This is a genomic window from Collimonas sp. (genome assembly GCF_035566555.1).
Lineage (GTDB): Bacteria > Pseudomonadota > Gammaproteobacteria > Burkholderiales > Burkholderiaceae_D > Collimonas.
Genome location: NZ_DATMRB010000195.1, coordinates 51,035 through 76,814 on the forward strand (window position 1 = coordinate 51,035; position 25,780 = coordinate 76,814).

Below are 25,780 nucleotides of genomic sequence, written 5' to 3' on the forward strand. Positions count from 1 at the left end.
CCTGCCGTTCAGACCAGCGCCAGGATCGCCGCCGCGAAATCGGCGGGCGCCTCCTGCGGCAAATTGTGTCCCATCAGCGGAATCACCCGGCGCTGGTAGGGCCCGCTAAAAAAGCGCGCGTGCTGCTCCGAACCGCCGCTCAAGCTGACGCCGTCGCCGCCGCCATCCAGCGCGATGGCTGGCACGCCGATGCTTGGCTGCGCGGCCAGCAGCCGTTCAGTACTCTCGACTGCCGGGTCGCCAGGCGCCAGTCCGTAGCGATGGCGGTAAGACTGAATCACCACGTCGACAAAATCGGGATTATCGAAAGCAACGGCGCTGCGCCGGTAAGTCTCCTCATCAAAGCGCCAGTTGGGCGACCACAGCCGCCACAGCAGCTTGCAGAATTCGTAGCGGTTCTGCGTCAGCCCTGCCCGTCCGCGCTCGCCATGGAAATAGTACTGGTACCAGTAGCGCAATTCGTTTTCCGGCGACTGCGGCCTGGCGGCGCCGGCAATATCCTGGATGTTGTAGCCGCCCACGGACACCAGGCCGCGTACGCGCTGCGGCCATAAAGCGGCAACGATGCAGGCGGCGCGGCCGCCCCAGTCGTAGCCCGCCAGCAGCGCCTGCGGAATCGCCAGCGCGTCCATCAGCGCCAGCAGGTCATGGGCAAGTACCGCTTGCTGGCCGGAGCGCGCCGTGTCGGCTGCCAAAAAACGGGTCGGCCCGTAACCGCGCAGATAAGGAACGATCACCCGGCAGCCTGCCGCCGTCAACGCAGGAACCACTTCGTCATACGCATGGATATCGTAGGGAAAACCGTGCAGCAGAAAAACCGCGGGGGCAGCGCTGTCGCCGTGCTCGTCGTAGGTAACATTGAGAACACCTGCATCGACCTGTTTTAACACGCTACCTCCTGTTAATTTTCGCCTTCCCACAGTGCACCGCGATAGTTAGGCACGGACTTCTAATCTTTTAATTGATGCTGCATCGCGATGCGTGGCTTAATAATTTCAGAATAAAAGAACGATCGTTCACTTATAAATCATTTCGTCAGATCTGCCGCCGCCCCACATGCACCAGCAGGCGTCCGGCCAGATATTGATCGATCACTACCATCCGCTGTGCCGCAATCCGCAGTTCGAACTATCGCAACAATCATCATCCCTGCAACATGGTTTCTCGCGCCAACAGCCTGCTCATCGCATGCCTACTTTGGCACAAAATAATCAATAATGTTTAGGAGAACGTCGCATGCGCATCCCGTCTTTCTTATCCCTGCCCGGCATTGCCCTGACGCTGGGCTTGAGCCTGGCTTCAGCCGCCGCCAACGCCGAGCTGTGCCGCAGCGCCAGCGCTGCTGAAGCGGCCAGCTATGCCAGCCCCATGCAATCGCCCGGCATCGTCTCGCCGATCGACGGCACCTGCTGGATTCCCGCCATGACCATCACCAGCTTCGACGGCACCAAGCTGGCGGCCAACCTGTTCCTGCCCAAACGCAGCAGCGCAGACCAGAAATTTCCGGCGATCGTGATGATTGCCAGCTGGGCCGCTCCCGGCCGCGTCGAATATATCGGCCAGCAGCAGAAACTGGCGCAGGACGGCTACGTGGTGGTGAGCTACACCGCGCGCGGCTTCTACCTGTCCGGCGGCCAGGTCGACGTCGCCGCGCCGGAAGACGTGCGCGATGTTTCCTCGCTGCTGGACTGGCTGCAGGCGAATGCGCCTATCGATATCAACAACGTCGCCGCCAGCGGCATCTCTTACGGCGCCGGCCTGTCGCTGATCGCGCTCGGCCAGGACGCGCGCTTCAAGACTGCCGTGGCGCTGTCCGGCTGGGCCACCCTGGCCGACCAGCTGTACACCGCCGGCTCGCCCAACCTGACCTGGGCCAGCGTACTCGGCCTGGCTGGCAGCGTCACTGGCCGCCCTGCGCCCGAGGTGAATCAGAACATCCTCGCGCTGCTTGATCCGAACAGCAGCGCCGCCACCATCGCCGGCATCACCACCTGGGCCAAGCCACGCTCGCCGTCCAGCTACATCGCTGCCATCAATCAGCGCAAGGCGCCGGTCTTCCTCAGCAAGAATTTCCAGGACGACATGTTCACGCCGAACTCGTCGCTGGCGATGTTCGCGGCGCTGACCGGGCCGAAGAAGATACTGCTCAACGCCGGCATCCATGCTTCCGCGGAACTGACCGGCGCCCTGCTGGGCGCGCCCAACTATCCTTATGACCAGGCGCACCGCTGGTTCAACCGCTGGCTGAAAGGCGAGCAGAACGGCGTCGATACCGAACCGAAGGTGACCATGCAAATCAAGTTCACCGATCGCCGCGAATCGTTCTCCAACTGGCCCGCGCCAGAATTGAATAATCAAACCTACTACCTCGGCCCACGCGGCCCGGTCCGCTTCGACCTCGGCTGCTTCTGCGGCAAGGGCGACAAGGGCACCATTTCCGCCACAGCCAACAAGAGCAGCGATGCCGACACCATCCAGAATTTCTTCGACACCACCGCCACCAGCGGCCTGATCCCTATCCTCTCGACCCTGGGCGAAACCGTCAATCTGCCGGTGGTCAATTCGCTGCTGACAGTCAGCCTGGCAGCCGGCGTACGCTACGAAGCGCCAGCCTTGTCGGCGACACAGAAAATCAGGGGCATTCCGAAACTGAACTTGCGAGTCACGCCATCGCAGGCGCGGGCGCAGGTGGTCGCCTATCTGTATGACGTCGACGCCATCGGCACCGGCATCCTGATCACCCATGGCGCCACCACCCTGCATTGGGCAACGCCGGGGCAGACCATCGATTTCCCGATCGAATTCTCGGCCACTGCCTATGACGTGCCGGCCGGCCATCACATCGGCGTGGTGCTAGACACCGCCGACAGCCTATACGCCTCGCCGGTCAATCCGGGCGAGCGTTTTGGCGTCCGCTTTGAGTTCAATCCTGCCCAGCAATCGACCCTGCAGCTGCCTACCCTCTAAGTCCCCACGACAGCTTGCGCGACCTTCCGCGCAAGCTGCTTCCTGAAATCCCCCCACTGCTAGCATTATTATTAACAAATTAATATTTCCATGTGGAAATCTTTGTGCTATAGATATACAACAACACGCGACAATCAATCAGCCGGACTTGAATAACAGAAGTGGCAATCGGGAGATTCGTCATGCAGAAGTCTATGCAACATGGCATTTTGATCATTACCGTCATCATCGGCATTGCGGCGGCAAGCAGCGCTTTTGCAGCGACCGCAACGGCCACCATGACCAACACGGTCACCATCGGCAACGATTGCACCATCGTCACTACCGGCTTCACCACGACCTATGATCCGATCGTGGTCAACGCCACCGCCAACCAGGACATCACCGCCAGCGTCAGCACCACCTGCACGCCGGGTGCGCTGCCTGTGATCACGCTGGGGCAAGGCGCCAACGCCAACACCGGCTCGACCGATACCGTGCCGCTGCGGCGCCTCTCCACTGGCGGCGCCACGCCGACCTATCTCAATTATTCACTGTTTTCGGATACCGGCCGCACCACCACCTGGGGCAATACCACGGCCACCGCGCCCGCCGCCACCAGCGCCACCGGCAGCGCCACGCCGCTCACCGTGTATGCGCGCGTGCCGTCCGGACAGTCCGGCATCGCCGCCACTTTTACCGATACCGTGGTCGCTACCGTGACCTTTTGAGGCCATGCCGGCCCTGCTCAGGCGGCACCGTTTGGTGTATCCTGCCATCTATGAACAGCGAAACCGATATCCAACTCAGCGGCCCCTTCAGCGTCACCGATGCTGCCGGCCGCAAGCATGACATTCAAGCAATCCGCATCTTCGACGAAGGCTATGGAATCATCGACGTCTACGTCGATTTCGCCGCGGCAATCGGCAAGGAGCGCCTGTTTGAGGACCAGAAACTGATAGCCCAGGTGCTGGCCAGGCTGCGCCAGATCGGCTATGCCGGTCCCGACTTCGGCCACGGCGACCTCGGCCTCCAGGACGACAAGCTGATCGTGCTGGAAGCGCCGGAAGAATTCAATGCGTTCGCGGCCAGCAAAGGCTGGAAAGACCTGGCGGAAGAATTCGCCGAGGATGAGCAGGAAGACTGGCATAGCGAGGCAAGCGACAGCCCGGCCGCATCCAGCTCAAAGCTGGACGCACTCAAGAACAAGTTCAAAACCTGAGCGCGGACGGCGCCAGCATCCTTTCCTGCAGCTGCGGCGACAAGGGCTTCTGCAGGATCCAGTCCACCAGCAGCTGGTCGTAGCCGGCCGCGTAGCCCAGATATTTACGGCTACCGTCAGGCATCAGAGCAAAGGAGCGGATGCCGTGATCCGACTGCTGGAAAACCGCAATCGCGATGTCCTTGCCGCTGCCGCGCAAGGCATCCAGCCGGGCAATCGTCGGCGCGCTGGGCGCAACCGAATCGTCTTGCGCAAACACCCACAGCTGCGGAATGGCAAGATGGCGCAACGGCGTCAACGAATCGTAATGCCAGATCACCTGTGGACTTTCACTGCGCGCCCGTTCCACCTCGCCGCGCAGCAGTTCGCCGCTGTACTGGCCATCGACTTTCGCCAGCCAAGGCTCGTTCGCGTATTTCTCCTTGGCCTGCAGCAGCTGCGGCATGCCGCGATAGAAATTCGAGGCTGCCACGTTGCCGGCCAGCTTGGTCAGCGTACGCGCTTTGCCGATCACGTCTTCACCATAGCCGAGCTGGCGCAGCTGGTAATCCACCTGCCATTGGTCTTGCTCGATCGGCGTGCCGATGACGCCATAGCCGACCACCAGGAAATCCACCTGCGCCTTGCTGGCGGCCAGCGGCGCGACCCAGCCGCCCTGGCTGAAACCGGCCACGCCGATGCGGCCGATGCGATCGCCGCCTAGCCTGCGCGCCTCGCCTACCGCGGCGGCGACATCATCCGCGAGCACTTCAAAATCCTGGGTATAGGCGCCGCCTGACGCGCCGGTGCCACGCTTGTCGAACACGAACGCGGCGATGCCCTGGCTGGCCATCAGAAACGCATGATTGCTGGAATCGACCGCGGCGGTCGATTCGGAGCCATGCACCAGCACGAACAGCGGCGGCTTGCCGCCGGCCGCCATCGGTTCTATCAGTTCGCCATTCAGTTGCACCGTGCCTGCCATGAAACGTGTGCGGCTGATGCGCAGCGGCAGACGCGTCCATTGCTGTTCTTCAGCGCCGGAAAACTGCAAGCCGATCGCGCCGGCCTGGCATCCCGCATAGCTCAAACGTCCGGCCAGCCTGGCTGGATTTCCGACATCGGGCGCCGCGTTCAGAGCGTTCTCCCCAGCCGCTTCAAAGACACCGCTGCGGCCCTTGAAATCGGTCGCCAACAGTGTCTGCGGAAAGCCCGGGCGCTGGGTCAAGGTGACAATCTCGCCGGCCGACGAGCGGTAGGCGCCGGTAAGGCAGGCTGGCGCCGCCGGCTGCAGCGGATCAGCAAAAACGGGGATTGAAAAACCGGCGAGCGCAAACATGGAAAAGCGCAAAATGGCAGGGGTTCGAACTTTAAAAGACGGCATCTGGATTCCTTGGCGTGTAGAAAGCAGATCCTACCCCACACAATTACCATAAAGCAACCCAGCGACACTAGTGAACTGTAACAGTCCACTAGTCCAGGCCGACTATCAAACTGCTCACCAGCTTGCTGACCTCCGCCTCCGCCGCCGCAATCGACTCACCCAGCCGAACATCGCCGAACTCGTCGTATTCGATTGCGATGCTGTGCAGGCACTCAATGCCGATGTAGCCGAGTGCACTGCGAATGCCTGGCTCGACATGGTTCATCGATGCCATTCTTTGCCCTGTGGCGTAGCCGTAGTCGCCCCGGGAGGACAGCAGCACCGCCCGCTTGCCGGCGTCTTTCAGCAGCGGCCAATAGGGTTCCCCTTGGCGCTGGCGGTCGAAGCCGAAGGTGCGCCCCACCCTGACGATATTGTCGATCCAGGCCTTGAATTGGGCCGGCGCGCTGAAGTTATACATGGGCACGCCCAACAGCAAGATATCGGCGGCCAGTATTTCATCGATCAAGCCGTCGCTTTCCGCCAGCGTCTCATCCATCCATGGTTCGCGTTGCGCGACAGCGGTAAATGCCGCATGTATCCAGGCCCCGGTGACCGGCGACGGCGGGTTCAGGCCGACATCGCGCACCAGCACCTGGTCGCCGGGACGTTGCTGCAGCCATTGTCCGACGAAACGGTGCGACAGGCGGCGCGTATGGGAGCCATGCAATTGCCGGTCAGAGCGTCCGCTACGGGCGCTGGCATCCAGATGCAATATCGTCGTCATTTTCAGTTACCCTTCATCAATGTGAATTAATCTTATCCATCAATCTTGGGATCCACTGTAAATGCCTATAATTATTGAGATAAACGACAATTTTCGTGGTGAATTAAAAAATAAAACTCATCTATATGGATAACTCGAAAGCGCGCCGCCTGCCACCGCTGGCAGCGCTGAAAGCGTTCGAAGCGGCAGCGCGGCATGTGAGCGTCAAGTCCGCTGCGGCGGAACTTTCGGTGACGCCGACGGCTGTCAGCCACCAGATCCGGCGCCTGGAAGAAACGCTCGGCATCGCATTGTTCCAGCGCCAGCCGCGGCAACTGCACCTGACCGCCGCCGGCGCCGAGCTGTACGCAGTACTGCGCGACGGCTTCGATGCATTCGCCGCCGTCGTCAGCCGTATCCAGGCCCGAGAAACGCCGCAAGCGCTCACCATCTCGACCACGCCAGCGCTTGCGGCACGCTGGCTGCTGCCGCGGCTGGGCGCATTCCGCGCCGCCTATCCGCACCAGGATCTGCGCTTGCACACATCGGTGGAAATTGCGGCGCTGGACGGCAATACCGCCGACATCGCCATCCGCTACGGCCTTGGAAAATGGCCCGGGCTGGTCGCCAAAAAACTTTTTGACGATCGCATCGCGCCGGTCTGCAGCCCACGGCTCAAGGTAAAGAAAGCGGCCGACCTGCTCAAGCAAACCCTGATTCATTGCGAATGGCAAAGCACGCTGCGCAAGCCGTCGACCTGGCGCGCCTGGGCCCGGGCGGCCGGCATCGATCAGCTGGAGAGCCGCGCCGGCATGATGTTTTCCGATGAAAGCCACGCCATCTCGGCCGCCATCGCCGGCCAGGGCGTGGCGCTGCTGAGCACCTCCCTGATCGAAGCGGAATTGCACAGCGGCGTCTTGCTGCAGCCCTTCGGTCCGGTGCTCAATACCTATGCCTTCTATCTGGTGTATCCGGAAGGCAGGGAGAGCGATCCACAGGTGCAAGCAGCCTGCGCCTGGATCAGTGCGCAAGCTGACACCCCGGCCGCGCAGCCCTAGCGCCGGCAGCCGTTTCAGCTCGACGCCGCCTGGAGAAATTTACTGTATCTGCCCGCGCAGGTAGCGCAGGAAAGCCGGGCTGCTGTTGAGGCGCTCCAGCACCGGCAGCACGATCTTATAGCCGTTATCGCTATTGGTCAGAATGACCGCGCCGTCGCGGCTGCTGCGGTTCAGATAGGCGAACGTGAAAACGCCTTCATCCTTCCCGGTATGCATCAGCAGCGTCTCATCCTTGAATGCCAGTATCTGCCAGCCCAGTCCAAAGCCGGCATTGGGCGGACAGCTTTCGGCCAGCTTGCCCTGGCACATTTCATCCATCATGCTGACCTGGATCTTGCCGCGCTCGCGCGCCACGGCCGGGCTCAGACCCTGGTCGGCCAGCACGCCGGCCATGAACAGGCCGTAGTCATAGGCGGTGGTGTACAGCAGATCGGCGGCATTGAAACGACTGGCAAGCTGCGGCTGCAAGGCCTCGCCGGCGGCATTCACCGGCACTGCGACGCGGCCCTTGAACCAGTCCTTGCCGCTATACGAGGTCTCGGTCATGGCCAGCGGCTTGAACAGATAGGTCTGCGCCAGGTCTTCGAAATCCTGGCCGCTCTTGTTTTCGGCAAAGTGCGCGACGTATTGATAACCTTCGCCGGAATAGCCCCATTTGACGCCAGGCTGGCGCAGGATCCTGAGGCCTTCCTTGCTGTCGCGCCAGTTCGGAAAGCCGGTGCGGTGGCTGAGCGCCAGGCGCGGCGTCAGCAAGGCATGGCGCGGATCGGCGGCGATGTCCGGATCCAGCCAGTAGCGGTCCATCGGTTCGTCCAGTTCGATTTCACCCTTCGACGCCAGCCGCAAGATGATTTCAGCTGTCAGCGGCTTGGTCAGCGAGGCCGCGTTGTACAGCGTGGCGGGCGTGGCCGGCACGCCGTCGCTCTGTTCGCCGTAGGCGGCGAACAGCACCACCTTGCCGTTCCTGATGTGAGCGATAGAGACGCTGGGAATCGCATCCTGTTCCAGCAGCTGCGGGATATCCTGGTCGAGCAGCGCCTGCTGCTCGGCCTCTCCCGCTGGCGGCGTCGGTGCTGCCAGCGTCAGGCTTGCAGCCAGGTTCGATAACAACATCACAGCCAAACGACGCATGGTGTCCCCTTGCCTTTAGATTTCCAGCCTACGCCGTTTTACCGTGGCCGGCGATTTTCCCTGCGTTGAATGCTGCCAGGCCGTGATTGCCCAAAACCAACACAGTGTACTTGCGAGTCCCATGCCGTGTCCATTGTCCAACCGCGAGCATCTGTCCACACCTGCCGGCCAACGGCGGGCAGCAGGATTTCCCGGTAAAATTGCCGCAAATCCACCATTGGAGAACACCAATGCTGACCAGCGTCGCCCAGCTCGAGGAAATATACGGCAAGCCCCATGAACGTTCATTGTGGAAGGAAATCGACCACCTGAACCAGGATTACCAGGCCTTCGTCAACGCCTCGCCCTTTGTGGTGCTGGCCTCTTGCGGTCCGGAAGGCATGGACTGCTCGCCCAAGGGAGACCGGCCTGGCTTCGTCCAGCTCCTCGACCAGCGCACATTGGCGATCCCCGACCGTCCGGGCAACAACCGCATCGACACCCTGCGCAACCTCATCAGGGATGCGCGCATCAGCCTGCTGTTTATCGTGCCGGGCATAGACGAAACCTTGCGCGTCAACGGCCGCGCCGAGATTTCCGCGGAGCCGGCCATGCTGGAAAAATTCGCCGTCGACGGCAAGCTGCCGCGCACGGTCATCGTCGTCAGGATAGAGGCCGCTTACTTCCATTGTTCCAAGGCGCTGGTGCGTTCGAAGCTGTGGGATCCTGCACAGCAAGCCGAACACGCCAGCTTCCCCAGCCCGGGCGCCATGCTCAAGCGCCTCAGCCAGGCTGGCTTTGACGCCGAAACCTATGACCGCGAGCTGCCGGCGCGGGTGCAGGCCAGCCTCTATTGAACTAATCGTTACGACAGTGCGTGCGCGGCAGCGCGGCCGGGCCAGCGAAAAGCCGCAAGCACTGCTCAAAACGACAACTCCGCCATCCATCCCCCCTCCCCGGGGCTTCATCGATGCAGCCGCTGCAAGATTTTCTTTGCGAACTCGGGCTCTGGAATGCTGTCGATCTTTACTGGCAATCTGATCTCTTCGCGAAGAACGCAGCCCTGCGCTTGATCAACCAACCGGAGCCGCCTGGATGAACCTGTCTATCTTTCCTGACCTGGAATACCTGCGCCTGGGGCTGTATGTCCTCGGCGCCGCGCTACTGGCGGCGTTGCTGGCCGTTGTCGTGCACCATGCGGGCATCGCCCTGCTGCGCCGCCTGAGCGGGAGCCGGCCATTCCTCAACAATCTCAGCTTCATGGCTTACCGCGCCAGCAGGATGTGCCTGGTCCTGTTCGCCGTGCGCCTGGTGCTGACCGGCGCGCCGGACGACACGCCCTGGCTGGCGCCGCTCTCCTACCTGAGTTCAGTGGCGCTGATCATCGCCCTGACCTGGCTGGCCATGCAAGCCATTACCGCCTTCGGCGCCACGGTGACCCAGCTCAACCCCGCCACCGTCGCCTACAATCTGAAAGCACGGCGCGTCCTGACCCAGACCAGGGTGCTGACGCGCAGCGCCTATTTCATTGCCGCCCTGCTCGGCCTCGCTTTCGTCCTCCTGACGCTGCCCGGGGCGCGCCAGTTCGGCGCCAGCCTGCTGGCCTCGGCCGGCGTGGCGGGCCTGGTGGCCGGCATCGCCGCCCGTCCGGTGCTGGGCAATTTCATCGCCGGCATGCAGATCGCTTTTTCCCAGCCGATCCGCATCGACGACGTCCTGATCGTCCAGGGCGAATGGGGCCGCGTCGAAGAGATCACCGGCGCCTTCGTGGTGATCCGCATCTGGGATGAAAGACGTTTGATCGTGCCGCTGCAGTGGTTCATCGAAAATCCTTTCGAAAACTGGACCCACACCTCCTCCACCATCCTCGGCACCGTCTTCCTATGGCTGGATTTCGGCGTGCCGGTGCCGGCCATGCGCGCCGAGTTCGAACGCATCTGCAAGGCATCGCCGCAGTGGGATGGCCGCGTCTGCGTACTGCATGTGACAGACGCCAGCGATCGCGCCATGCAATTGCGCCTGCTGGTCAGCGCCAGGGATTCCGGCAGCGCCTTCGACCTGCGTTGCGCCATCCGCGAAGCCATGATTGGCTTCATCGCCCGCGACTATCCGGAAAGTCTGCCGCGCGTACGCGCGGCGCTTGACAAGGAGCAGACCCAGGTCGTGGAATAACGCTAGAATGGGCGATATCTCCAGGGGGTGTAAAGCAGATGACGGTAGAACCAGGCGAATTTTCTTTAGCAGCGACGGCCCGTCAGATTAAGCCGGCCGCCATCGCCCCACCCAGCCGCCTTGCAAGCGCGTTTGCCGGCCTGCTCGCCACCCTGGCATTTTCCACCCCGGCGCCAGCCGCCGAGCCCACGCCATGCCCGCCGGACTGGGAACCCCAGATCTGCCAGCTGAAGTCGGTGGTGGAAATACTCAAGAAAGATCACCTGACGGAAATCGACGTCCCCGCCTTTCTCGACGAAACCATACGCCTGGGCGTCAAGACCCTGCCTTACGCCAAGTTCATGAATGCCGCGGAACAGCAAGAACAGATCAAGAAGGACGAGCGCACGCGCAACGGCACGCCTGGCATCGGCATCATTTTCGAGACGCTGGCGGACGGCTTGCATATCATCGACGTCACGCCGGACGCGCCGGCAGCCCAGGCTGGTGTGCGCAGCGGCGACGTGGTGGTGGCGATGGATGGCAACAGCATGGCCGGCATCAACAATACCGACATCGCCAAATACGCCGGCGGCGACGTCGGTACGCCGCTCAAGCTGACCTTGCTGCGCGGCCCGAAACAGCAACGACTCGAATTCACGCTGCTGCGCGCCATTATCAAGCAACGGCCGGCAAGCGCCAAACGTCTCCCCGGCGACATCCTGTACACGCGCATGAGCAGCTTTCCAGAACCTGCCATCGGCGACTACATCGACACGGTGCAGGCAGCACGGAAAGACGGTGCGCCGGTCAAGGCCGTGATTCTCGATCTGCGCCTCAATGGCGGCGGCGCCTTGAACGCCTCCATCGGCATCATCGGTCTCTTCACCGGCCGCAATAAAACCGCGATGGTCACGCTGCAGCGCGACGACAAGATCCAGCACCGCATCAGCACCAACTGGCCGGACTACGACCTGCCGGTGCTGAAAGGCCAGGATCCGCTCGCACCGTTGGAAACCGATAGCTGGTGGCGCAGCGTGCCGCTGATCGTGCTGGTCGATGGTCAGAGCGCTTCGGCTGCAGAAGCTACCGCGGCCGCCCTGAAAGACCTCGGCCGCGCCCGGCTGCTGGGCACCCCGACCTACGGCAAAGGCATGGCGCAAACCGGCATCGGCACGCGCGACGGCACCTATCTCAACTGGACCAACGCCCGCAACCTGCGGCCGAATGGCTGTCCGATGGAGGGTTACGGCGTGGTGCCGGACTGGATCGTCGGGCCGCGCAGGGATGCCGACATGGAGGGCGTCCTGCTCCTCTACCGCGAAGTCGACATCCCGCGCGCGCCTTACGCCAACAAGCCCAACCCCGATCCCTTCGCCGATGTGCGCAAGGAGCGCCAGCGCCGGCGCGACCAGCGCGCCAAAGCCAAGCCGGATCCGCTCAGGAGCGCGTTGCCGCAAAAGGAATTCGGCAGCAGCAAGGATTGGCAGTTGCAGCAAGCGCTCAACGCACTGGCCGGCAGGCCGGTGCAGACGGCAAGCGTCAATCCGCGCTTCATGCCGGCGCAGCCTGCATGCATCAAACTGGATCAGTAACGCTCCGGTTTCAGCGGCATCAGAAATAATGACAACCTGGTTAACACTTGAAGGAAACAGAAAATGTCTGGCAGCGATTCAACGGCAGCCACAGGCCGCTATAGTGCGTTCCTGTTCGATATGGACGGCACCATCCTTAACTCTATCGCAGCTGCAGAACGCATCTGGGGCGCATGGGCGCTGCGCCATGGCCTCGATGTGGCGTCCTTTCTGCCGACCATACACGGCGCGCGGGCGGTTGATACCGTCGCGCGGCTGGGATTGCCCGGGGTAGATCCGGAACTGGAAGCGATAGGCATCACGCAGGCGGAAATTGCCGATGTCGAAGGGATAGTAGAAGTCAGCGGCGCGGCCGACTTCCTGCGCTCGCTGCCGGCGGACAAGTGGGCCGTCGTGACTTCCGCGCCTAGAGACCTGGCGGCACGGCGCATGCTGGCAGCAGGCATTCCCGTTCCGGCGATCCTGGTGACGGCCGAAGATGTCGCTGCCGGAAAACCGCATCCCGATGGCTATTTCCTGGCAGCCAGCAAGCTGGGCGTGGACGCCGGCGACTGCCTGATATTCGAAGATGCGGCTGTGGGCATTGCTGCCGGCGAAGCTGCGGGCGCCACGGTGATGGTAGTTACCGCGACACATTTCCATCCGCTGGCGACCTCTCATCCATCGATCAACAGCTACCAAACGGTGCGCATCAAAGTTGACAGCGATGGCTTGATGCTGCTTCAAGAACAGGGCGCGTAATCCAAAGCGCCGGCCTGGCTTTCAAGACCCAGGGGTCAGGCCGGATTGTGGTCGATCCAGTCGCCGGCGAAATCGAGGATGTACGAGATGGCTTCATCTTCGGTGTCGAATTCGTTGCTCGGCATCGCGCGCGCGTAGCGGATTTCGCCGGCGCCATCTTTTCCTGAGCGGATCGTAAAGCATGCGGCATACTTTCCGCTGTCCTGTTTTTCCGGCGACGGGAACACGGCGTTCCCCTTATAGGGAAAACCCTTTGTTTGAACCATGGCAATGTCTTCTGTAAGGATACGTTGCGCGCAGCATATCCTATTTTCTGTCCGGCACGGTCAGCTCGCGGCTGATGCCGCCTTCAAGCGCACTGCCGCTGGTCGTGCCTTCGCCGTTCATGCGGCGCTGGCAGGCATCGCGGTCGTCCGCCGGCAGCGCATTACAACGCAACAACGCATTCGCTCTGTCCCTGTCCGGATCGTCGGACAGCCGTCCCCTTCTCGACTCCGCCAATGCGGCTCCGGCCTCTCTCAGGCATGTTGCGCGATCCTGGTTCGAGCGGCCGTTGTTGCAAGCGGCCCGGTCGGCTTGATAGCGTGCGGTTGCGCTGGCAGAATCGCCTGCGGCCATTGCCGAGAACGACATGCACAAGGCCAGCAACGCCGTCAGGCAAACGGCCTGACGCTTGAATAAAGCGGGAATTGATGGAAATGGAAGCTGATGGTTTGACATGATGACCTCCGGTTAGAGACTTCAATCTACCGGGGCACTGCTTTTCTGTATGTACGCTAGCGCACATCGTTCAAATCAAAATCCCCGCCGGAGCAGACAAAGTGATTTCGATACGTTCCTTGCCCTTGCCGAGCCGCTTGCGTTTCAGCGTGAGCGGGCCGATTTCAGCGGTCGACCTGGGATGGGTGCCGCCACAACCCATGCGGGCAAAGCCCTGGACTTCCCAGTAGCGGCGCTGGGACGGTTCATCGGAAAATGCCGTTTCTATGGGCTTGCCGGCGGTGACCAGAGCGCCGGCTTCCTGTTCAAGCGCCGGAAACAGCACGGCGATGCTGTCGTCGCGCGCAAAGTCGATGCGCGCCCGCTCGGCTGAGATATGGGCGCCGATGCGTTCGATGCCTGGGCAATGCCGGTACACCAGCTGCAAGATCATCTCGGCAGCGAAATGCAAGCGCATCAGGCGATAGCGCCGCTCCCAGTCGATCCTCAGCTCGACCGCGTCGCCCGCCTGCAGGCTGTGCCCGGGCGGCAACGTGTAGGCGATGTCCAGCCCATCCCTGGCCGCCGCCAGCACCGGATAGCCGCCCAGAGTGCCGGCATCGCTTTCCTGCCCGCCCGAGAAAGCGAAGAAAATCGTCGACTGCAGATACACCTGGTCGCCACGGACGGCAGCGACAGCGGTATTCAGTTCGGTCTGATAGGGATCTTGCCAAAAGATTTTCTGTGTCATGGTTCGCGTCCGTCGAATCGGCTGTCCTGGTCAGATATTGCTCCGGCAACCTCGGTGGCAATATACCTCGATTACATCCTCGCGGTAAATCCATGGCGCCGCGCGAACCGGCAACAGCGGGCTTCGACTATGCTTTGAAAAGACGCATAAACCTGCGCTTACAAGTCATCGCCAGGCCGCCCGCAGTGTAAAATCCCAACGCATTCGACATCTGCATTGCATGCCTCTTTTTCGTTTCAACCGCTTCAGCATGCCTCCGACACGGGGCGGCGGCGAATGCATCATCGGGATTCAAAATGGCGATCTGGCCGGTTCAACTCTGTATCATCATTCTCGCCACGCTGCTGTGCGGCGCCCTCGCCAAACGGCTGGGACAAAGCCGCGTGGTCGGCGAGATCGCTGCCGGCCTGCTGCTCGGACCGGCGGTCCTCGGTGCAGTCAATACGGATTTCTACAATCTCCTGTTCTCCCATGCGGCAATGCCGATGATGTCGCAGCTTGGGGAACTCGGCCTGGTCTTCCTGATGTTCCAGCTCGGACTCCACCTGGACCTGAAAAGCCTCCAGGGGCGCGTGCCGATACGCATGCCCGTCGCTGTCGCGTTGGCAGGAATTGTCGTTCCGTTCACAATCGGCTGCGCCATTGCGCTCGCATCCAGGACGGCGATCGCACCGCAGGTGCCCGCTCTCGGCTATGTGCTGTTTTGCGGGGTGGCATTGTCCATTTCCGCCATGCCGGTGATGACGCGCATCGTGATGGATCTGCGGATGGAAGGCACATACACCGCAACAGTGGCATTGGCGGCGGCATCCCTGACGGATCTGCTTGGGTGGTTGCTGCTGGCAGCGATCACAGCGATCTCGACAGGCGGCTTCACATGGGAGCATATCGCTCGCAATGTAGCGCTCCTGCTGGTGTTTGTTGCGGCCTCCATGCTGATCGCGCGGCCGCTTTGGAGCAGGATCATTGCCCGCGGGCCGAGCGCCAGCGTGACGCCGCGCATGCTGCCCGCCGTGATCTGCTATGTATTGATGTCATCCTGGATCACGGCTGAAATCGGCTTTCACAGCGCATTCGGCGCCCTGATGGCCGGCTTGGTGCTGCGCGACCTGCCGGGGCTGAAAATTGAATGGCGCGCCAAGCTCGAGGGATTTGTGGCGTTGCTGCTGATGCCGGTGTTTTTTGCGCTGGCAGGCATCCAGGCCGCTACGGGAAGCATTTCCTTGCCGAATTTCTGGCTGTGGCTTGGTTTATTCCTTGCCGGCGCAGTCGCCGGCAAGTTCGGCGGCAGCTACCTGGGGGCGCGCATAGCGGGCGCCCGCCATCGCGATGCCAGCGTAATTGCAGCGTTAATGAATACACGCGGGCTGATGGAGCTTATCGTCCTGACAATCGGCCTGAAGGCCGGCATCCTGCCGCCTGCCGCCTACACGATGCTGTTTATCATGGCGCTGGCAACCACGGCAATGACGGTTCCGCTGCTGCGGCTTTTCGGCTATGGCAGGGAGCCTGGCGTAGCGGGTGCAACGGCAAAACAGGGCACGGCGTACGAACTGTAGTTGTTTGTAACAGCCGGCGAACGGCGGCGGTTGAGGGCGTATCATTCGCGCTGCGTCCCTCCCAAGCCAATCACTGCCCTAGTCTGTCACCGTATGTCTTCGCTTTCCGTTTCATTAGCTCCGTTGCGCCACGTAATCCGCCCCTCATCGCGGCATGTCAAAAAGATCACTCTCGGCCTGATCGTGGTTGTCCTGACAATAAGTGCCGCGGGATGTGCCATTGAACCGGTTCCCATGTCGCCGCAAACTGCCGAGCGCTTGAAATCCCAGGCGCCGATCCGCTTTCTGCTGACTTTCGACGATGGCCCGGCTAGGCCAAGGACGGACAATCCGACGCTGTCCATACTGGACACGCTGGCCCACAACCCGCTGCAACCCGGCATCAAGGTCCTCTTTTTTGTGCAAACCCGTTCATCCGGCGCCGGCGAGACGGAATTCGGGCGCAGCATACTGCGGCGTGAAGCCGATGAAGGACATCTGCTCGGCTTTCACACCGCCACGCCACACCATGCCAACCATCGCTTCCTCAAACCCGAAGCATTCGAGCAATCGCTGAACGATGGCATTGCCGACATTGTTACCATCCAGGGCAGCGCGCCGACACTGGTCCGGCCGCCATTCTGGAACTACGACAAGCGCACTTTTGCCGCTTACCAGCAGCACGGCATGCACGTGCTGCTGACGGATCTGAGCGCGAACGACGGCAAGATATATGGCATCAAGGCCAGCCTGAGAAGACGTTCCAACATGCTGCATCTGTTGACCGATGTACGCGAGCGGATAGCCGCGGGCGAGTTGCCGACGGTCGACGGCAGTATTCCGGTGGTGGTGAGTTTTCACGATGTCAACAGCTACACTGCCGATCACATGGCGGAATATCTGCAGATACTGATGGATTGCGCACATGCGGTCCAATTACCGACCGCCGCCAAGCCGTTTTACGACGACAAGGCGGTGCTGGAACGTGCGGCCCTGGCAAGAAGCATACGTGACAGCGCACAAGCCGTGCGCCTGCCCGGATTCTGGAACTGGTTGTGGGAGTAAGGTTAGAAAAGGGCCATTGACCGCTATTGACCAACGCATCCATCGGTAGAAGGGACCTATTCAGGATTCCCCCTGAAATACCGAACCACCCCCGAAAATATTGCTAAAAATCACTCCAAGACGCGGTTTGCAGATTCGTCTTGATCTTGGAAATTTTGGTCTGCCGCTTGTGGCAGCAGACCAAATTTCTCTATTCATCGCTCATGTTAATCGATGCGATGACTGCTCCCTCTAGTTGCCAAACACCACGCCGACACCGGCGCGGACGATGGTGCTGTTGTTGCCGGCGCTGGAGAAGCCGGCGTTCAGGTTGACGTTGCCGCGCTGATTCCAGCGCGATACGGTAACCCCCAGTGCGGTGCTGCCGCGATAGCTAGCGATGCCTGCATTCAGGGACGTCTTGCCTGGTACATAAGGCGTCACGTTGTTCAACGCCGCTGCCGCCGCAATGCCGCGACTTGCGGCCTTGTCAACCTCATTGATCGCATTGTTCACCTGGCTAAAGCGCTGATCGGTGTAGTCATTGGCGCTTTGTAAGGTCTGCGCCGCGCTGTTGTTGATCATGTTGTTCATCTGGCCGACATTGACCGCATCGGTACTGGCTACGCCTTCCGCCACGTTGACGATCGCGCGTTCATTCCCGACCGAGCCGACCGACACCGTGTTGGCCTGGTTAGCCACCGAATTGGCCCCGATAGCCACTGCGTTGCTGGCGGTCGCCTGGGCATTTTCGCCGACGCCGACGCTGGCTGAACCTGGCGTCGCCACCGCCGCCTGGCTCTTGTCGCCGGCAGAGACGAAGTGCGGGTCGGGGGCGGAACCACCGCCATTGCTTTCAATGTTGGTGACACGATTGTCGACATTGGTGATCTGATTCTGCAGACTGTCGCGCAGCGCCGCAATCTGGCCGCCGTTCACAGCCTGGCGGCTGCCGGCAGCGATATTGCCGTCGGCAACGTTATTCAGCACCGTGCCGTTGACGCCGGCAAAAGTCACCGAAGCCTTGCTGGAGCCGGCATCATAAACAACCGCGTCGAGCGCATTGCCGCCGGCATCGACCAGGCCGGCATCCTTCAGCTGCTTGACGTTCACCGCATCAGTATCTTCAGTACCCGCCGCGACGCCGCTGATCTGGCGACCACCAATTTCCACCACGTTGCTGCGGATGGCGACAGAACCGGCGCCGATGGCCACCGAGTTGCTGCCTGCAGCAACGCTGGCGTCATCACTGCCGTCGTTCTTGCCGTCAGCCTTGAAGTAACGCGTAGCGCTGGCCAGGTTATTGGTGACGTTGCCGATCTGGGTGTCCAGCTGGCCTTTGTTGACCGCATCGGTCGCTGCCACGCCATCACCCACATTGTGAATCACGGTGGTGCCGCCGGCGCCGTTGCCGAGATTGATGTCGGTTTTTCCAGCATCGGTATAAGTCACCGCCAGAGCGTTCAGATCGCCGATCTGATCCTGCACGCCTTTCAGCTGCGACACATTGACCGCATCGTTAGCTTCAACGCCATCCGCCAAGCTGGTAATCTGACGGCCGCCGACATCCACCGTGCTGTTGCGGGTAGCGATGGAACCGGCGCCCAATGCCACTGCATTGCTGATGGTCGGCGCTACCATCGCACCAACACCGAGCGCCACGCCATTTGCTCCCAGCACTTGTGCCCCCTGGCCAAGCGCTGTACCTGCCGAGATGGCTGTCGCACCGGCGCCAACTGCTGTGGATTGCAGGTTTGCCGTCGCGCCAGAGCCAATCGCAGTATCGTTGGAATTTCGTGCCTTGGCATTGTGACCCAGAGCCACGGATTCCTGTGCCGCAGCTGCGCCGGAGCCGATGGCAATCGCGCTAGTCCAATTGGCTGCTGCGCCGTTGCCGATTGCGATGGTGTCATCGAATTTTGCCTGCGCGTTCGAGCCCGCAGCTACCGCGTTATTACCGGTAGCGATCGCATCGTCGCTGCCGTCATTTTTTCCGGTCGCCTTGAAATAGCGGGTAGCATTGGTAAGGTTATTGGAGACGTCGCCGATCTGGTTGCTGAGGTCGGTCTTGGCTGCATTCAACTGCCCGACATTGACGGCGTCGCCAGTATCTACACCGTCAGCGATGTTCTTCAATTGCGTACCTGCCGCGCCGCCGAAGGTCACGGAACCTTTGCTCGAACCGGCATCGTAGACCACGGCTTCTAGCGGACTACCGCCGGAATCGACCAGGCCTGCGTCCTTCAGCTGCTTGACGTTGACTGCATCGGTATCCTGCTCACCCGCCACCACACCAGTGATCTGGCGATTGCCAACCTCGACCACGTTGTTGCGGGTCGCGATCGAACCGGCACCGATGGCAACCGAGTTGCTGCCCGCGCCGACGCTGGCGTCATCGCTGCCGTCGTTCTTGCCGTCAGCCTTGAAGTAACGCGTGGCGTTGGTCAGGTTGTTGCTGATCGTGCTCATGCCGGTCGAAGTTGAGGTCGACAACGAAGCCACATTGCTGTTGGTTGAACTCAAGCCCGACGATAACGATGCGACGTTGCTGGCGACTGTGCTCAGGCCGGTTGAAGCCGAAGTTGACAATGACGTGACGCTGCTGCTGACCGAACTCAGGCCTGTCGAGGTCGAGGTCGACAGCGAGGTCAGCTGATCCACGTTCACCGCATCCTTGCCATCCACGCCGGCCGCAACATTTTTCAACTGCGTACCTGCTGCGCCGCCGAAAGTCACGCTCGATTTGCTGGAACCGGCGTCATAGACCACAGCTTCCAATGGATTGCCGCCGCTATCCACCAGGCCGGCATCCTTCAATTGCTGTACGTTGACTGCATCGGTATTTTCCGTGCCCGCCAACACGCCGCTGATCTGGCGACTGCCTATTTCAACCACATTGTCACGAGTAGCAACCGATCCAGCACCGATGGCGACCGAATTGCTGCCGGCGGCGACGCTTGCGTCATCGCTGCCATCGTTCTTGCCGTCGGCCTTGAAATAGCGGGTAGCCTTGACCAGATCGCTGCTGACAGTGCTCAAGCCTGTCGAAACCGAGGTCGACAAGGAATTCACGCTACTGTTGGTCGAACTCAAGCCCGTCGACAAGGACGCAACGCCGGTGGAAGCCGAAGTTGACAGCGAACTAACCGCGCTATTGGTCGTGCTCAAACCTGTCGAAGCCGACGTCGACAAGGAATTCACGTTGCTGTTGGTCGAGCTCAGGCCGGTCGACAAGGATGCAACACCGGTGGAGGCCGAAGTCGACAGCGAATTGACCGCGCTATTGGTCGTGCTCAGGCCTGTCGAAGCCGAGGTCGACAAGGAATTCACACTGCTGTTGGTCGAGCTCAGTCCAGTAGACAGCGACGCAACGCTGCTGGTAACCGTACTCAGGCCGGTCGATGCAGAGGTCGACAATGATGTCACGCTGCTGTTGGTTGTACTCAAACCGGTTGATACGGACGCAATGCCGGTCGACAAACTGTTAACGCCGGTACTCAATTGCGCAACAGTGACGGCATCTTGCGGGGCCGAGCCGTCCGCCAGATTTGTGATACGGCGTCGCGCCGTGGCTGAGCCTACCGATACTTCAGAAGCCGGTGCCGCAGTATTCGTCAAGTAGCCGACGCCGGCAGGCGCTGTTGCGCTGGTGACCGAACCGGCGCCTAACGCCACAGAGTTGGCCGTCGTCGCGGTGGCTCCGCTGCCAAGAGCCAGCGTATTGGCTGCGTTGGCTCCCGCACCAGCACCCATGGCGGTTGCATTCTGCGCACTTGCTTGGGCACCGCGGCCTATGGCACTGGCCCTGTCGGCGAGTGCCTTTGCCGAGTCGCCAACGGCTACAGAGCCGTCACCCAGCGTCCCGGAATTAGTACCAACCGCAGTTCCGCTCCAAGCTCCTGTAGTCATTCCGGAATCCGCACTTGCTTTCCAGCCAATGGCGGTAGCTCCCTGCGTGCCAACAGCTGTTGCATTCGTTCCGATTGCAGTTGAATTATCTACCGCTGCGTTCGAACTTCCGCCAAAGGCAACCGATCCATTGCCGGCTGACGTGCTGCTGGTGCCAAAGGCGATCGAATTGGTGCCCGATACCGTCACGCCCTTACCAACTGCCATAGAACCGACACCACTTGCCGTTGTGCCCCAGCCAATGGCAAACGCATCATCAGCGATTGCTTTCGCTCCGCTACCGATCGATACTGCACGCAGGCCAGTGGCCTGGGCATTGGTGCCGATGGCCGAAGCATCGGTCTTGGTCGCCAGCGCGCTTTGACCGATGGCGGTGGCATGGTCGCCGCTGGCCTGTGCATTGGTTCCAATTGCCTGCGAGTATGATCCAGCCGTTGCCCAGGCACCAAGCGCGACCGAAAAGCCACCCGTCGTACTAGCATGGTCGCCAACGATTGTGCTGTTCTGAAAAGTGGTGTTTGCGCCATTGCCGATAACCGTCGAACAGGCAACTGGTATCCCGCTGCCGCTGACGCAAGCAGCGGTCGGACCTGAAGCGCCGTCGCCGATCACGGTATTGGCAGCGTTGCCTTGCACGGCTCCTGCACCTGCCACGTAGGCTTCGGCACGACGCGGCACCGCAACGCCGGCAACAGCCGCAACAGCAAGCACGACCGCCAGCGATTTAGCAATACCAGACGTCTTGCTCTTGGTACGGCCTTTAGCAGTTTCAGCGACAGCTACCCAGGTACCGCTGACATGATTGAATACCACCCGATAAATTCTGTTCATTTCGATTCCCGATCCAAAACAATTTGTATGGATCGAACTTTATCGAGAACGCGCAAGCGTCAATATAGGATTTGTCCCAAATAATCCTACAGAATAATCGGAAAGATCCTACAACAACACTTTGATTCAGAACACGGCAGATGCACTCCGGATCCGCACTTCCCCAGGTGAAATCTATGTTTTCGGCAACAAAACTGGCGGGTGCCAGCCCTCCCCTTGTCGCATTAAATCCGCATGCCGCCAGAGGGAAAGAAATGTTGCCCACGAGAGGCAGAGGATTTCGTGCAGGACTATTCAGAAGCGACCAATCCGACCCAATGCAGGGTAGATTCATCCGCAGACGGCAGGCAACGCAGCGAAGCAGCATCGGCCGCCACACCCAAGGTCGATTTATAAGCAGTTTTCTTGACCTGTCTTGTCAATCGCTGCGTCAGGCGGCGGGTATATTGATCGCCATAGATAACGATCCGTTCAAGCATCAGCAATAACTCTTTGTCTTTAACTCCGCTTTGCAAAAGCTGGCGCCAAAAATCACACTCGTTCCAGCGTCGGAAGCGCATGTAGATCGCTGGCGATTTTCCGAAATGCTGCGGCAGGCGATTCCATGCGCAGTCATGTCGCGCGATCCACAGAATCGCTTCGACAAACAGGCGATTGTTCTTGCCGCTGACGCCAGGATCACCCGGCCTTCCTGTCAGCAGCGGTTCTAATTCTCGCCATTGTTCATTGCGTAGCAGCATCGTGCATTCCTTGATTTCATACATCGTGTTCACCTGTAAAAAGTGTCTGCTGCCCCGTCCTTCCTCTCGTCGCCTTGCCCAGAGAATCCAGGAGAAGGCAGAAATGGACTGGCAGTACAGGTTCAGCACTGTATCGACGTTGGATGCACGACAATATAGGAAATGTCTGAAAGCAATGGAAAACCATCGCGTTTTCCGGCGCCACGAATGCGGATAGCAAACAAACGCTAAAGCTGTGCAATCTGCGCGCCAAGCATGGCGCATGCGGCGTTCAGCTTGTCTTTGTCGGCCGGCAAGCCGGTGCGCAGCAGGCTTTCTATCCGCTCGCTCGCCTCGGCGATCGCCGGGATGTCCGCAATCAGCGCCGCGCCTTTCATCCTGTGAACGTAGTGCGTCAGCAGGTCGAGGTCGCCACTGGCCAGCGCCCGCTGGATCTGGTCCAGATCCAGCTGCGCGCCGTCGCGGAACAGTTCCGTTGAACTGTGCACAGGCAAGCTCGGTGGATGCCGCCGCAATGTCAGTTCGATATCGCACCAGGCTTCGATCATGGATTGCAGTTCATTCAGGCGCAAAGGCTTTTTCAGGACGCCGTCCATCCCGCTTTCCATGCAGCGTTGCATGTGGCCGCTATCGACGGCCGCCGAGATGGCGATGATGGGCTGGTGACGCTGGCTGCCTTGCTCCCGCTGGCGTATCGTGCGCGCTACCTGATAGCCGTCCATGCCAGGGAGATAGCAATCCAGCAGTATCATGGAAAACTGTCGATGATCCAGCAGGGTCAGCGCCGTGGGGCCGTCTTCAGCCAGCACGGCATCGCAGTTCAGCTCTTCCAGCTGGCGCTGGATGACCAGCCGGTTATTCTGATGATCATCTACCACCAGAATCGTAGGCCCGCTGGCGGCCGCGATACCTGTCGGGGCCGCCGTCCCGGCCGCAACCGCAGATGGGCCGCCGGCTTCGCGCGGCCGCGTAGTCACCGGGATGGCAAATGTAATCGCTGTACCAATCCCGACCTCGCTATGCAGATCCAGGGTGCCTTTCATGGTTTCGATCAGTTCGCGGCAAATCACCAGGCCCAGCCCGGTACCGCCATAGCGCCGCGTCGTCGAACTGTCTGCCTGGACGAAAGGTTGGAACAAGCGCGCCTGTTGCTCGACCGATACGCCAATGCCGGTATCCGCTACCGTCGCCTGCAGAGTTGCCGTCGAATGCGATGCCGGCGCAATGTTCGACAGACGGACAGAAACCGTAACGCCACCCTGATCGGTGAACTTGATGGCATTCGACAGCAGATTGAGCAGTACCTGCCGGATCCGGGTCGGATCGATGATGACGTCTGTATCCTCAGGCACGGAAAGGTCCAGCTGAATCGCCAGTTTCTTTTCCAGCGCCTTGATTTGCACCATGTCGATGGCGTTCTGCGTCAGCGCCGAAACATTGGTTGGCACTTCTTCCAGCTGCATGCGGTGGGCATCCAGCTTTGACAGGTCGAGCACGTCGTCAAGCAGGTTCAGCAGCGTCTCCGCCGCCGACCCCGCGAGGTCGGCCAGCTGGTGCTGGCGCCGATCCAGCGACGAGCGTTGCAGCAGCTCCACTGACGAAAGAATGGCATTCATCGGCGTGCGTATCTCGTGGCTCATGACGGCCAGGAATTTTGTTTTCGCCTGTTCGCTTTGCTCCGCCGCGCGGCGCGCGGAGCGGGCGCGCTGGGCAAATATCAGAATCAGCAGCACGGCCGCCGCCAGCATGGCTAGCTGAGGGCCATAGTATTTCAGCAGCGTGTTGATGGATGGAGCGCCATAGTCGGTTCCCTGCAGCCATTTCTCCATCATGTCGTCGGTTTGCCTGGCGGTGAGCGACTCCAGTGATTTTTCGACAATCGACGCCAGTTCCGGCAGCTCCTTGCGCACCCCCATCGACACCGTCGCCGGCATTTCGCCTATGGTGCCGGAGATATGCAAAGTGCCGAGAAACTTGCGGCGCAATAGCGGCAGCATGGCAGTATCGACGCCTACCGCGGCATCTGCACGGCCATCGGCAACCGCCTGCAGCGCGGCTTCCGGACTCTGCAAAGGCATCAGGCGGATCTTGGGATAGCGCTCGCGCAGCAGCCGCTCATAGGCGCCGCCGCCTTTGATCGCCACCACCTTTCCGTTCAGCTTGCGGGCATCGAAGATGATGGGTTCAGCTTGCGTGGTCAGGATGATGGTGGAGCCGACGAAATAAGGTTCGCTGAAGAGCACAATGTCTCTCAAGGCAGGCGGCGCAAACTGCCGCGACACTGCCGGCAGCATATCGACCCGTCCCTCTATCAGCGCCTGCCGCGCATCGGCCCAATGCTGGCCAGGCACCAGCAGGAACTGGATGCCGGTAACGGCCGAGATCGCCGCCACATATTCCGAGGTCAGGCCTTTGTGCACGCCGTCTTCGACGTATTCAAGCGGGCGCCAGTCCGGATCCACGGCGATGTGCACCACCGGATGCGCTGCGATCCAGGCGCGTTCTTCGGCGGAGAACAGGTTCAGATTCTTCGCTGCATGTGCAGACTGGGCCGCCGCCATCAACGACGACGCGAATGTGATCCAGAACAGCAGGCGCAGAAGCCGTCGACTCATAACATTCCTAGCTGACGATGCATTTTGAACAGCTCATTATCGGTGCGAATTCCCAGCTTGCGAAACGCTGCATGCTTCTGGGTACTGATGGTCTTGGTGCTGCGGTCGAATTTCTCGGCAATCTGGGTCACCGAAAGCCCGTTCAGGCAGCATCGCAATACTTCCCGCTCGCGAGGAGACAATTCAGCAAACGAGTCTTGTACAAGCACTGGAGAAACCGCATCCGTGTGGTCGTCTTGTATCGCTGCGTCCGACAACAGGTAGGCAAATTCGACTTCCAGCGCCGGATTCAAATAAGTGTGTCCGCGGGCGACGGTGCGGATGGCGCCGACAATATCCGCCAACGGCTGGTTCTTGCCGACGAAACCGCGCGCGCCGGCACGCAGGGCCAATGCTACCGTGGCCGGGTTGTAGTGGGCGGATATCACCAGGATTTTACTTTCCGGGAAGCGTATCGACAACGCCCGTATCAGGTTCAGGCCATCGACATCGTCTGGCGCCAGTGCAAAATCGATCAACAGCAATTCCGCCGGCGTGGTCCGCAATTCTGCGATCAGCTCGCGACTGCTAGCGAACGCTCCGACGACAAGAAAATCCGATTCTTCGCCCAACAGCTCAAGCAAACCATGACGTACAACCGTGTGATCATCCAGCAATGCGATATGCAGCGGTGTCGCTCCTGTCCAGTTCATCTTGAAAATCTCTCAATAAATTCATTGCCA

The 25,780-nt window shown here is 60.7% G+C and carries 21 protein-coding genes and 1 pseudogene; 10 read left to right on the forward strand and 12 right to left on the reverse strand.

Features of this window, described 5'->3' with window-relative positions; translation table 11 throughout:
* Positions 1-8 precede the first annotated feature (8 nt).
* A complete protein-coding gene (locus VNZ65_RS24465; RefSeq protein ID WP_325673746.1) occupies positions 9-890 on the reverse strand; it encodes an alpha/beta hydrolase in 882 nt (293 codons plus the stop codon).
* Between the two features lie 346 nt (positions 891-1,236).
* Here VNZ65_RS24465 and VNZ65_RS24470 point away from each other — a divergent pair, with 346 nt between their 5' ends.
* The 3 genes from VNZ65_RS24470 (at position 1,237) to VNZ65_RS24480 (ending at position 4,168) form a co-directional block, all read left to right on the forward strand.
* Positions 1,237-2,967 (forward strand): CocE/NonD family hydrolase, encoded by a 1,731-nt coding sequence (locus tag VNZ65_RS24470; protein WP_325673747.1) that lies wholly within the window; start codon positions 1,237-1,239, stop codon positions 2,965-2,967.
* A 182-nt stretch (positions 2,968-3,149) separates the two neighbouring features.
* Complete coding sequence (locus VNZ65_RS24475) at positions 3,150-3,677, forward strand: spore coat protein U domain-containing protein (protein ID WP_325673749.1); 528 nt, start codon at positions 3,150-3,152, stop codon at positions 3,675-3,677.
* 50 nt (positions 3,678-3,727) lie between these two features.
* The gene (locus VNZ65_RS24480; RefSeq protein ID WP_325673751.1) at positions 3,728-4,168 is read left to right on the forward strand and encodes a hypothetical protein; all 441 of its coding nucleotides are present in this window, start codon (positions 3,728-3,730) and stop codon (positions 4,166-4,168) included.
* On the opposite strand, the gene VNZ65_RS24485 is transcribed toward VNZ65_RS24480, so the two are convergent.
* On the reverse strand, positions 4,158-5,486 hold the full coding sequence (locus VNZ65_RS24485) for an alpha/beta hydrolase (protein WP_325673753.1): 1,329 nt from the start codon (positions 5,484-5,486) through the stop codon (positions 4,158-4,160). The genes VNZ65_RS24480 and VNZ65_RS24485 overlap by 11 nt on opposite strands.
* Positions 5,487-5,619: 133 nt before the next feature.
* Positions 5,620-6,297 carry an FMN-dependent NADH-azoreductase gene (locus VNZ65_RS24490; RefSeq protein WP_325673755.1) on the reverse strand — a complete coding sequence of 226 codons (678 nt, stop codon included), beginning with the start codon at positions 6,295-6,297 and terminating at the stop codon, positions 5,620-5,622.
* 125 nt (positions 6,298-6,422) lie between these two features.
* Here VNZ65_RS24490 and gcvA point away from each other — a divergent pair, with 125 nt between their 5' ends.
* Positions 6,423-7,334 carry a transcriptional regulator GcvA gene (gene gcvA / locus VNZ65_RS24495; protein WP_325673757.1) on the forward strand — a complete coding sequence of 304 codons (912 nt, stop codon included), beginning with the start codon at positions 6,423-6,425 and terminating at the stop codon, positions 7,332-7,334.
* Positions 7,335-7,373: 39 nt separating this feature from the next.
* Here the strand turns inward: gcvA and VNZ65_RS24500 are convergent, their stop codons facing one another.
* Entirely contained in the window at positions 7,374-8,465 is a 1,092-nt protein-coding gene (locus tag VNZ65_RS24500; RefSeq protein ID WP_325673759.1) for a serine hydrolase domain-containing protein, read from the reverse strand.
* A 230-nt stretch (positions 8,466-8,695) separates the two neighbouring features.
* On the opposite strand from VNZ65_RS24500, the gene VNZ65_RS24505 reads away from it, so the two are divergent.
* The 4 genes from VNZ65_RS24505 (at position 8,696) to VNZ65_RS24520 (ending at position 12,931) form a co-directional block, all read left to right on the forward strand.
* Positions 8,696-9,301 carry a pyridoxamine 5'-phosphate oxidase family protein gene (locus VNZ65_RS24505; RefSeq protein ID WP_325673761.1) on the forward strand — a complete coding sequence of 202 codons (606 nt, stop codon included), beginning with the start codon at positions 8,696-8,698 and terminating at the stop codon, positions 9,299-9,301.
* 238 nt (positions 9,302-9,539) lie between these two features.
* Positions 9,540-10,616: a mechanosensitive ion channel family protein gene (locus tag VNZ65_RS24510; RefSeq protein WP_325673763.1), complete on the forward strand. Its 1,077-nt coding sequence runs from the start codon at positions 9,540-9,542 to the stop codon at positions 10,614-10,616.
* A 38-nt stretch (positions 10,617-10,654) separates the two neighbouring features.
* Positions 10,655-12,190, forward strand: a complete 1,536-nt coding sequence (locus tag VNZ65_RS24515; RefSeq protein WP_325673765.1) for a S41 family peptidase — start codon at positions 10,655-10,657, stop codon at positions 12,188-12,190.
* A gap of 63 nt (positions 12,191-12,253) precedes the next feature.
* Positions 12,254-12,931: an HAD-IA family hydrolase gene (locus VNZ65_RS24520; RefSeq protein WP_325673767.1), complete on the forward strand. Its 678-nt coding sequence runs from the start codon at positions 12,254-12,256 to the stop codon at positions 12,929-12,931.
* A 35-nt stretch (positions 12,932-12,966) separates the two neighbouring features.
* Here VNZ65_RS24520 and VNZ65_RS24525 read toward each other — a convergent pair whose 3' ends face one another.
* The 3 genes from VNZ65_RS24525 to VNZ65_RS24535 form a co-directional block, all read right to left on the reverse strand.
* Complete coding sequence (locus VNZ65_RS24525; protein WP_325673769.1) at positions 12,967-13,197, reverse strand: hypothetical protein; 231 nt, start codon at positions 13,195-13,197, stop codon at positions 12,967-12,969.
* 40 nt (positions 13,198-13,237) lie between these two features.
* A complete protein-coding gene (locus tag VNZ65_RS24530; RefSeq protein WP_325673771.1) occupies positions 13,238-13,651 on the reverse strand; it encodes a hypothetical protein in 414 nt (137 codons plus the stop codon).
* A 70-nt stretch (positions 13,652-13,721) separates the two neighbouring features.
* Entirely contained in the window at positions 13,722-14,381 is a 660-nt protein-coding gene (locus VNZ65_RS24535; protein WP_325673773.1) for an alanyl-tRNA editing protein, read from the reverse strand.
* A 296-nt stretch (positions 14,382-14,677) separates the two neighbouring features.
* Here VNZ65_RS24535 and VNZ65_RS24540 point away from each other — a divergent pair, with 296 nt between their 5' ends.
* Together VNZ65_RS24540 and VNZ65_RS24545 are read left to right on the forward strand one after the other, a co-directional pair.
* Positions 14,678-15,940, forward strand: a complete 1,263-nt coding sequence (locus VNZ65_RS24540) for a cation:proton antiporter (RefSeq protein WP_325673775.1) — start codon at positions 14,678-14,680, stop codon at positions 15,938-15,940.
* A gap of 234 nt (positions 15,941-16,174) precedes the next feature.
* The gene (locus VNZ65_RS24545) at positions 16,175-16,984 is read left to right on the forward strand and encodes a polysaccharide deacetylase family protein (RefSeq protein ID WP_325673777.1); all 810 of its coding nucleotides are present in this window, start codon (positions 16,175-16,177) and stop codon (positions 16,982-16,984) included.
* A gap of 231 nt (positions 16,985-17,215) precedes the next feature.
* On the opposite strand, the gene VNZ65_RS24550 is transcribed toward VNZ65_RS24545, so the two are convergent.
* From VNZ65_RS24550 to VNZ65_RS24575, 5 genes and pseudogenes are all read right to left on the reverse strand, one after another.
* Entirely contained in the window at positions 17,216-20,002 is a 2,787-nt protein-coding gene (locus tag VNZ65_RS24550) for a YadA family autotransporter adhesin (RefSeq protein ID WP_325673779.1), read from the reverse strand.
* A gap of 453 nt (positions 20,003-20,455) precedes the next feature.
* A pseudogene (locus VNZ65_RS25405) lies at positions 20,456-21,703 on the reverse strand (ESPR-type extended signal peptide-containing protein); the annotation flags it as partial.
* Between the two features lie 290 nt (positions 21,704-21,993).
* Positions 21,994-22,467 carry a transposase gene (locus tag VNZ65_RS24565; RefSeq protein WP_325673784.1) on the reverse strand — a complete coding sequence of 158 codons (474 nt, stop codon included), beginning with the start codon at positions 22,465-22,467 and terminating at the stop codon, positions 21,994-21,996.
* Positions 22,468-22,670: 203 nt separating this feature from the next.
* A complete protein-coding gene (locus tag VNZ65_RS24570) occupies positions 22,671-25,058 on the reverse strand; it encodes an ATP-binding protein (RefSeq protein WP_325673786.1) in 2,388 nt (795 codons plus the stop codon).
* Positions 25,055-25,750, reverse strand: coding sequence for a response regulator transcription factor (locus tag VNZ65_RS24575; RefSeq protein WP_325673788.1), 696 nt, complete (start codon positions 25,748-25,750; stop codon positions 25,055-25,057). Before VNZ65_RS24575 ends, VNZ65_RS24570 begins: the two co-directional genes overlap by 4 nt.
* Positions 25,751-25,780 lie beyond the last annotated feature (30 nt).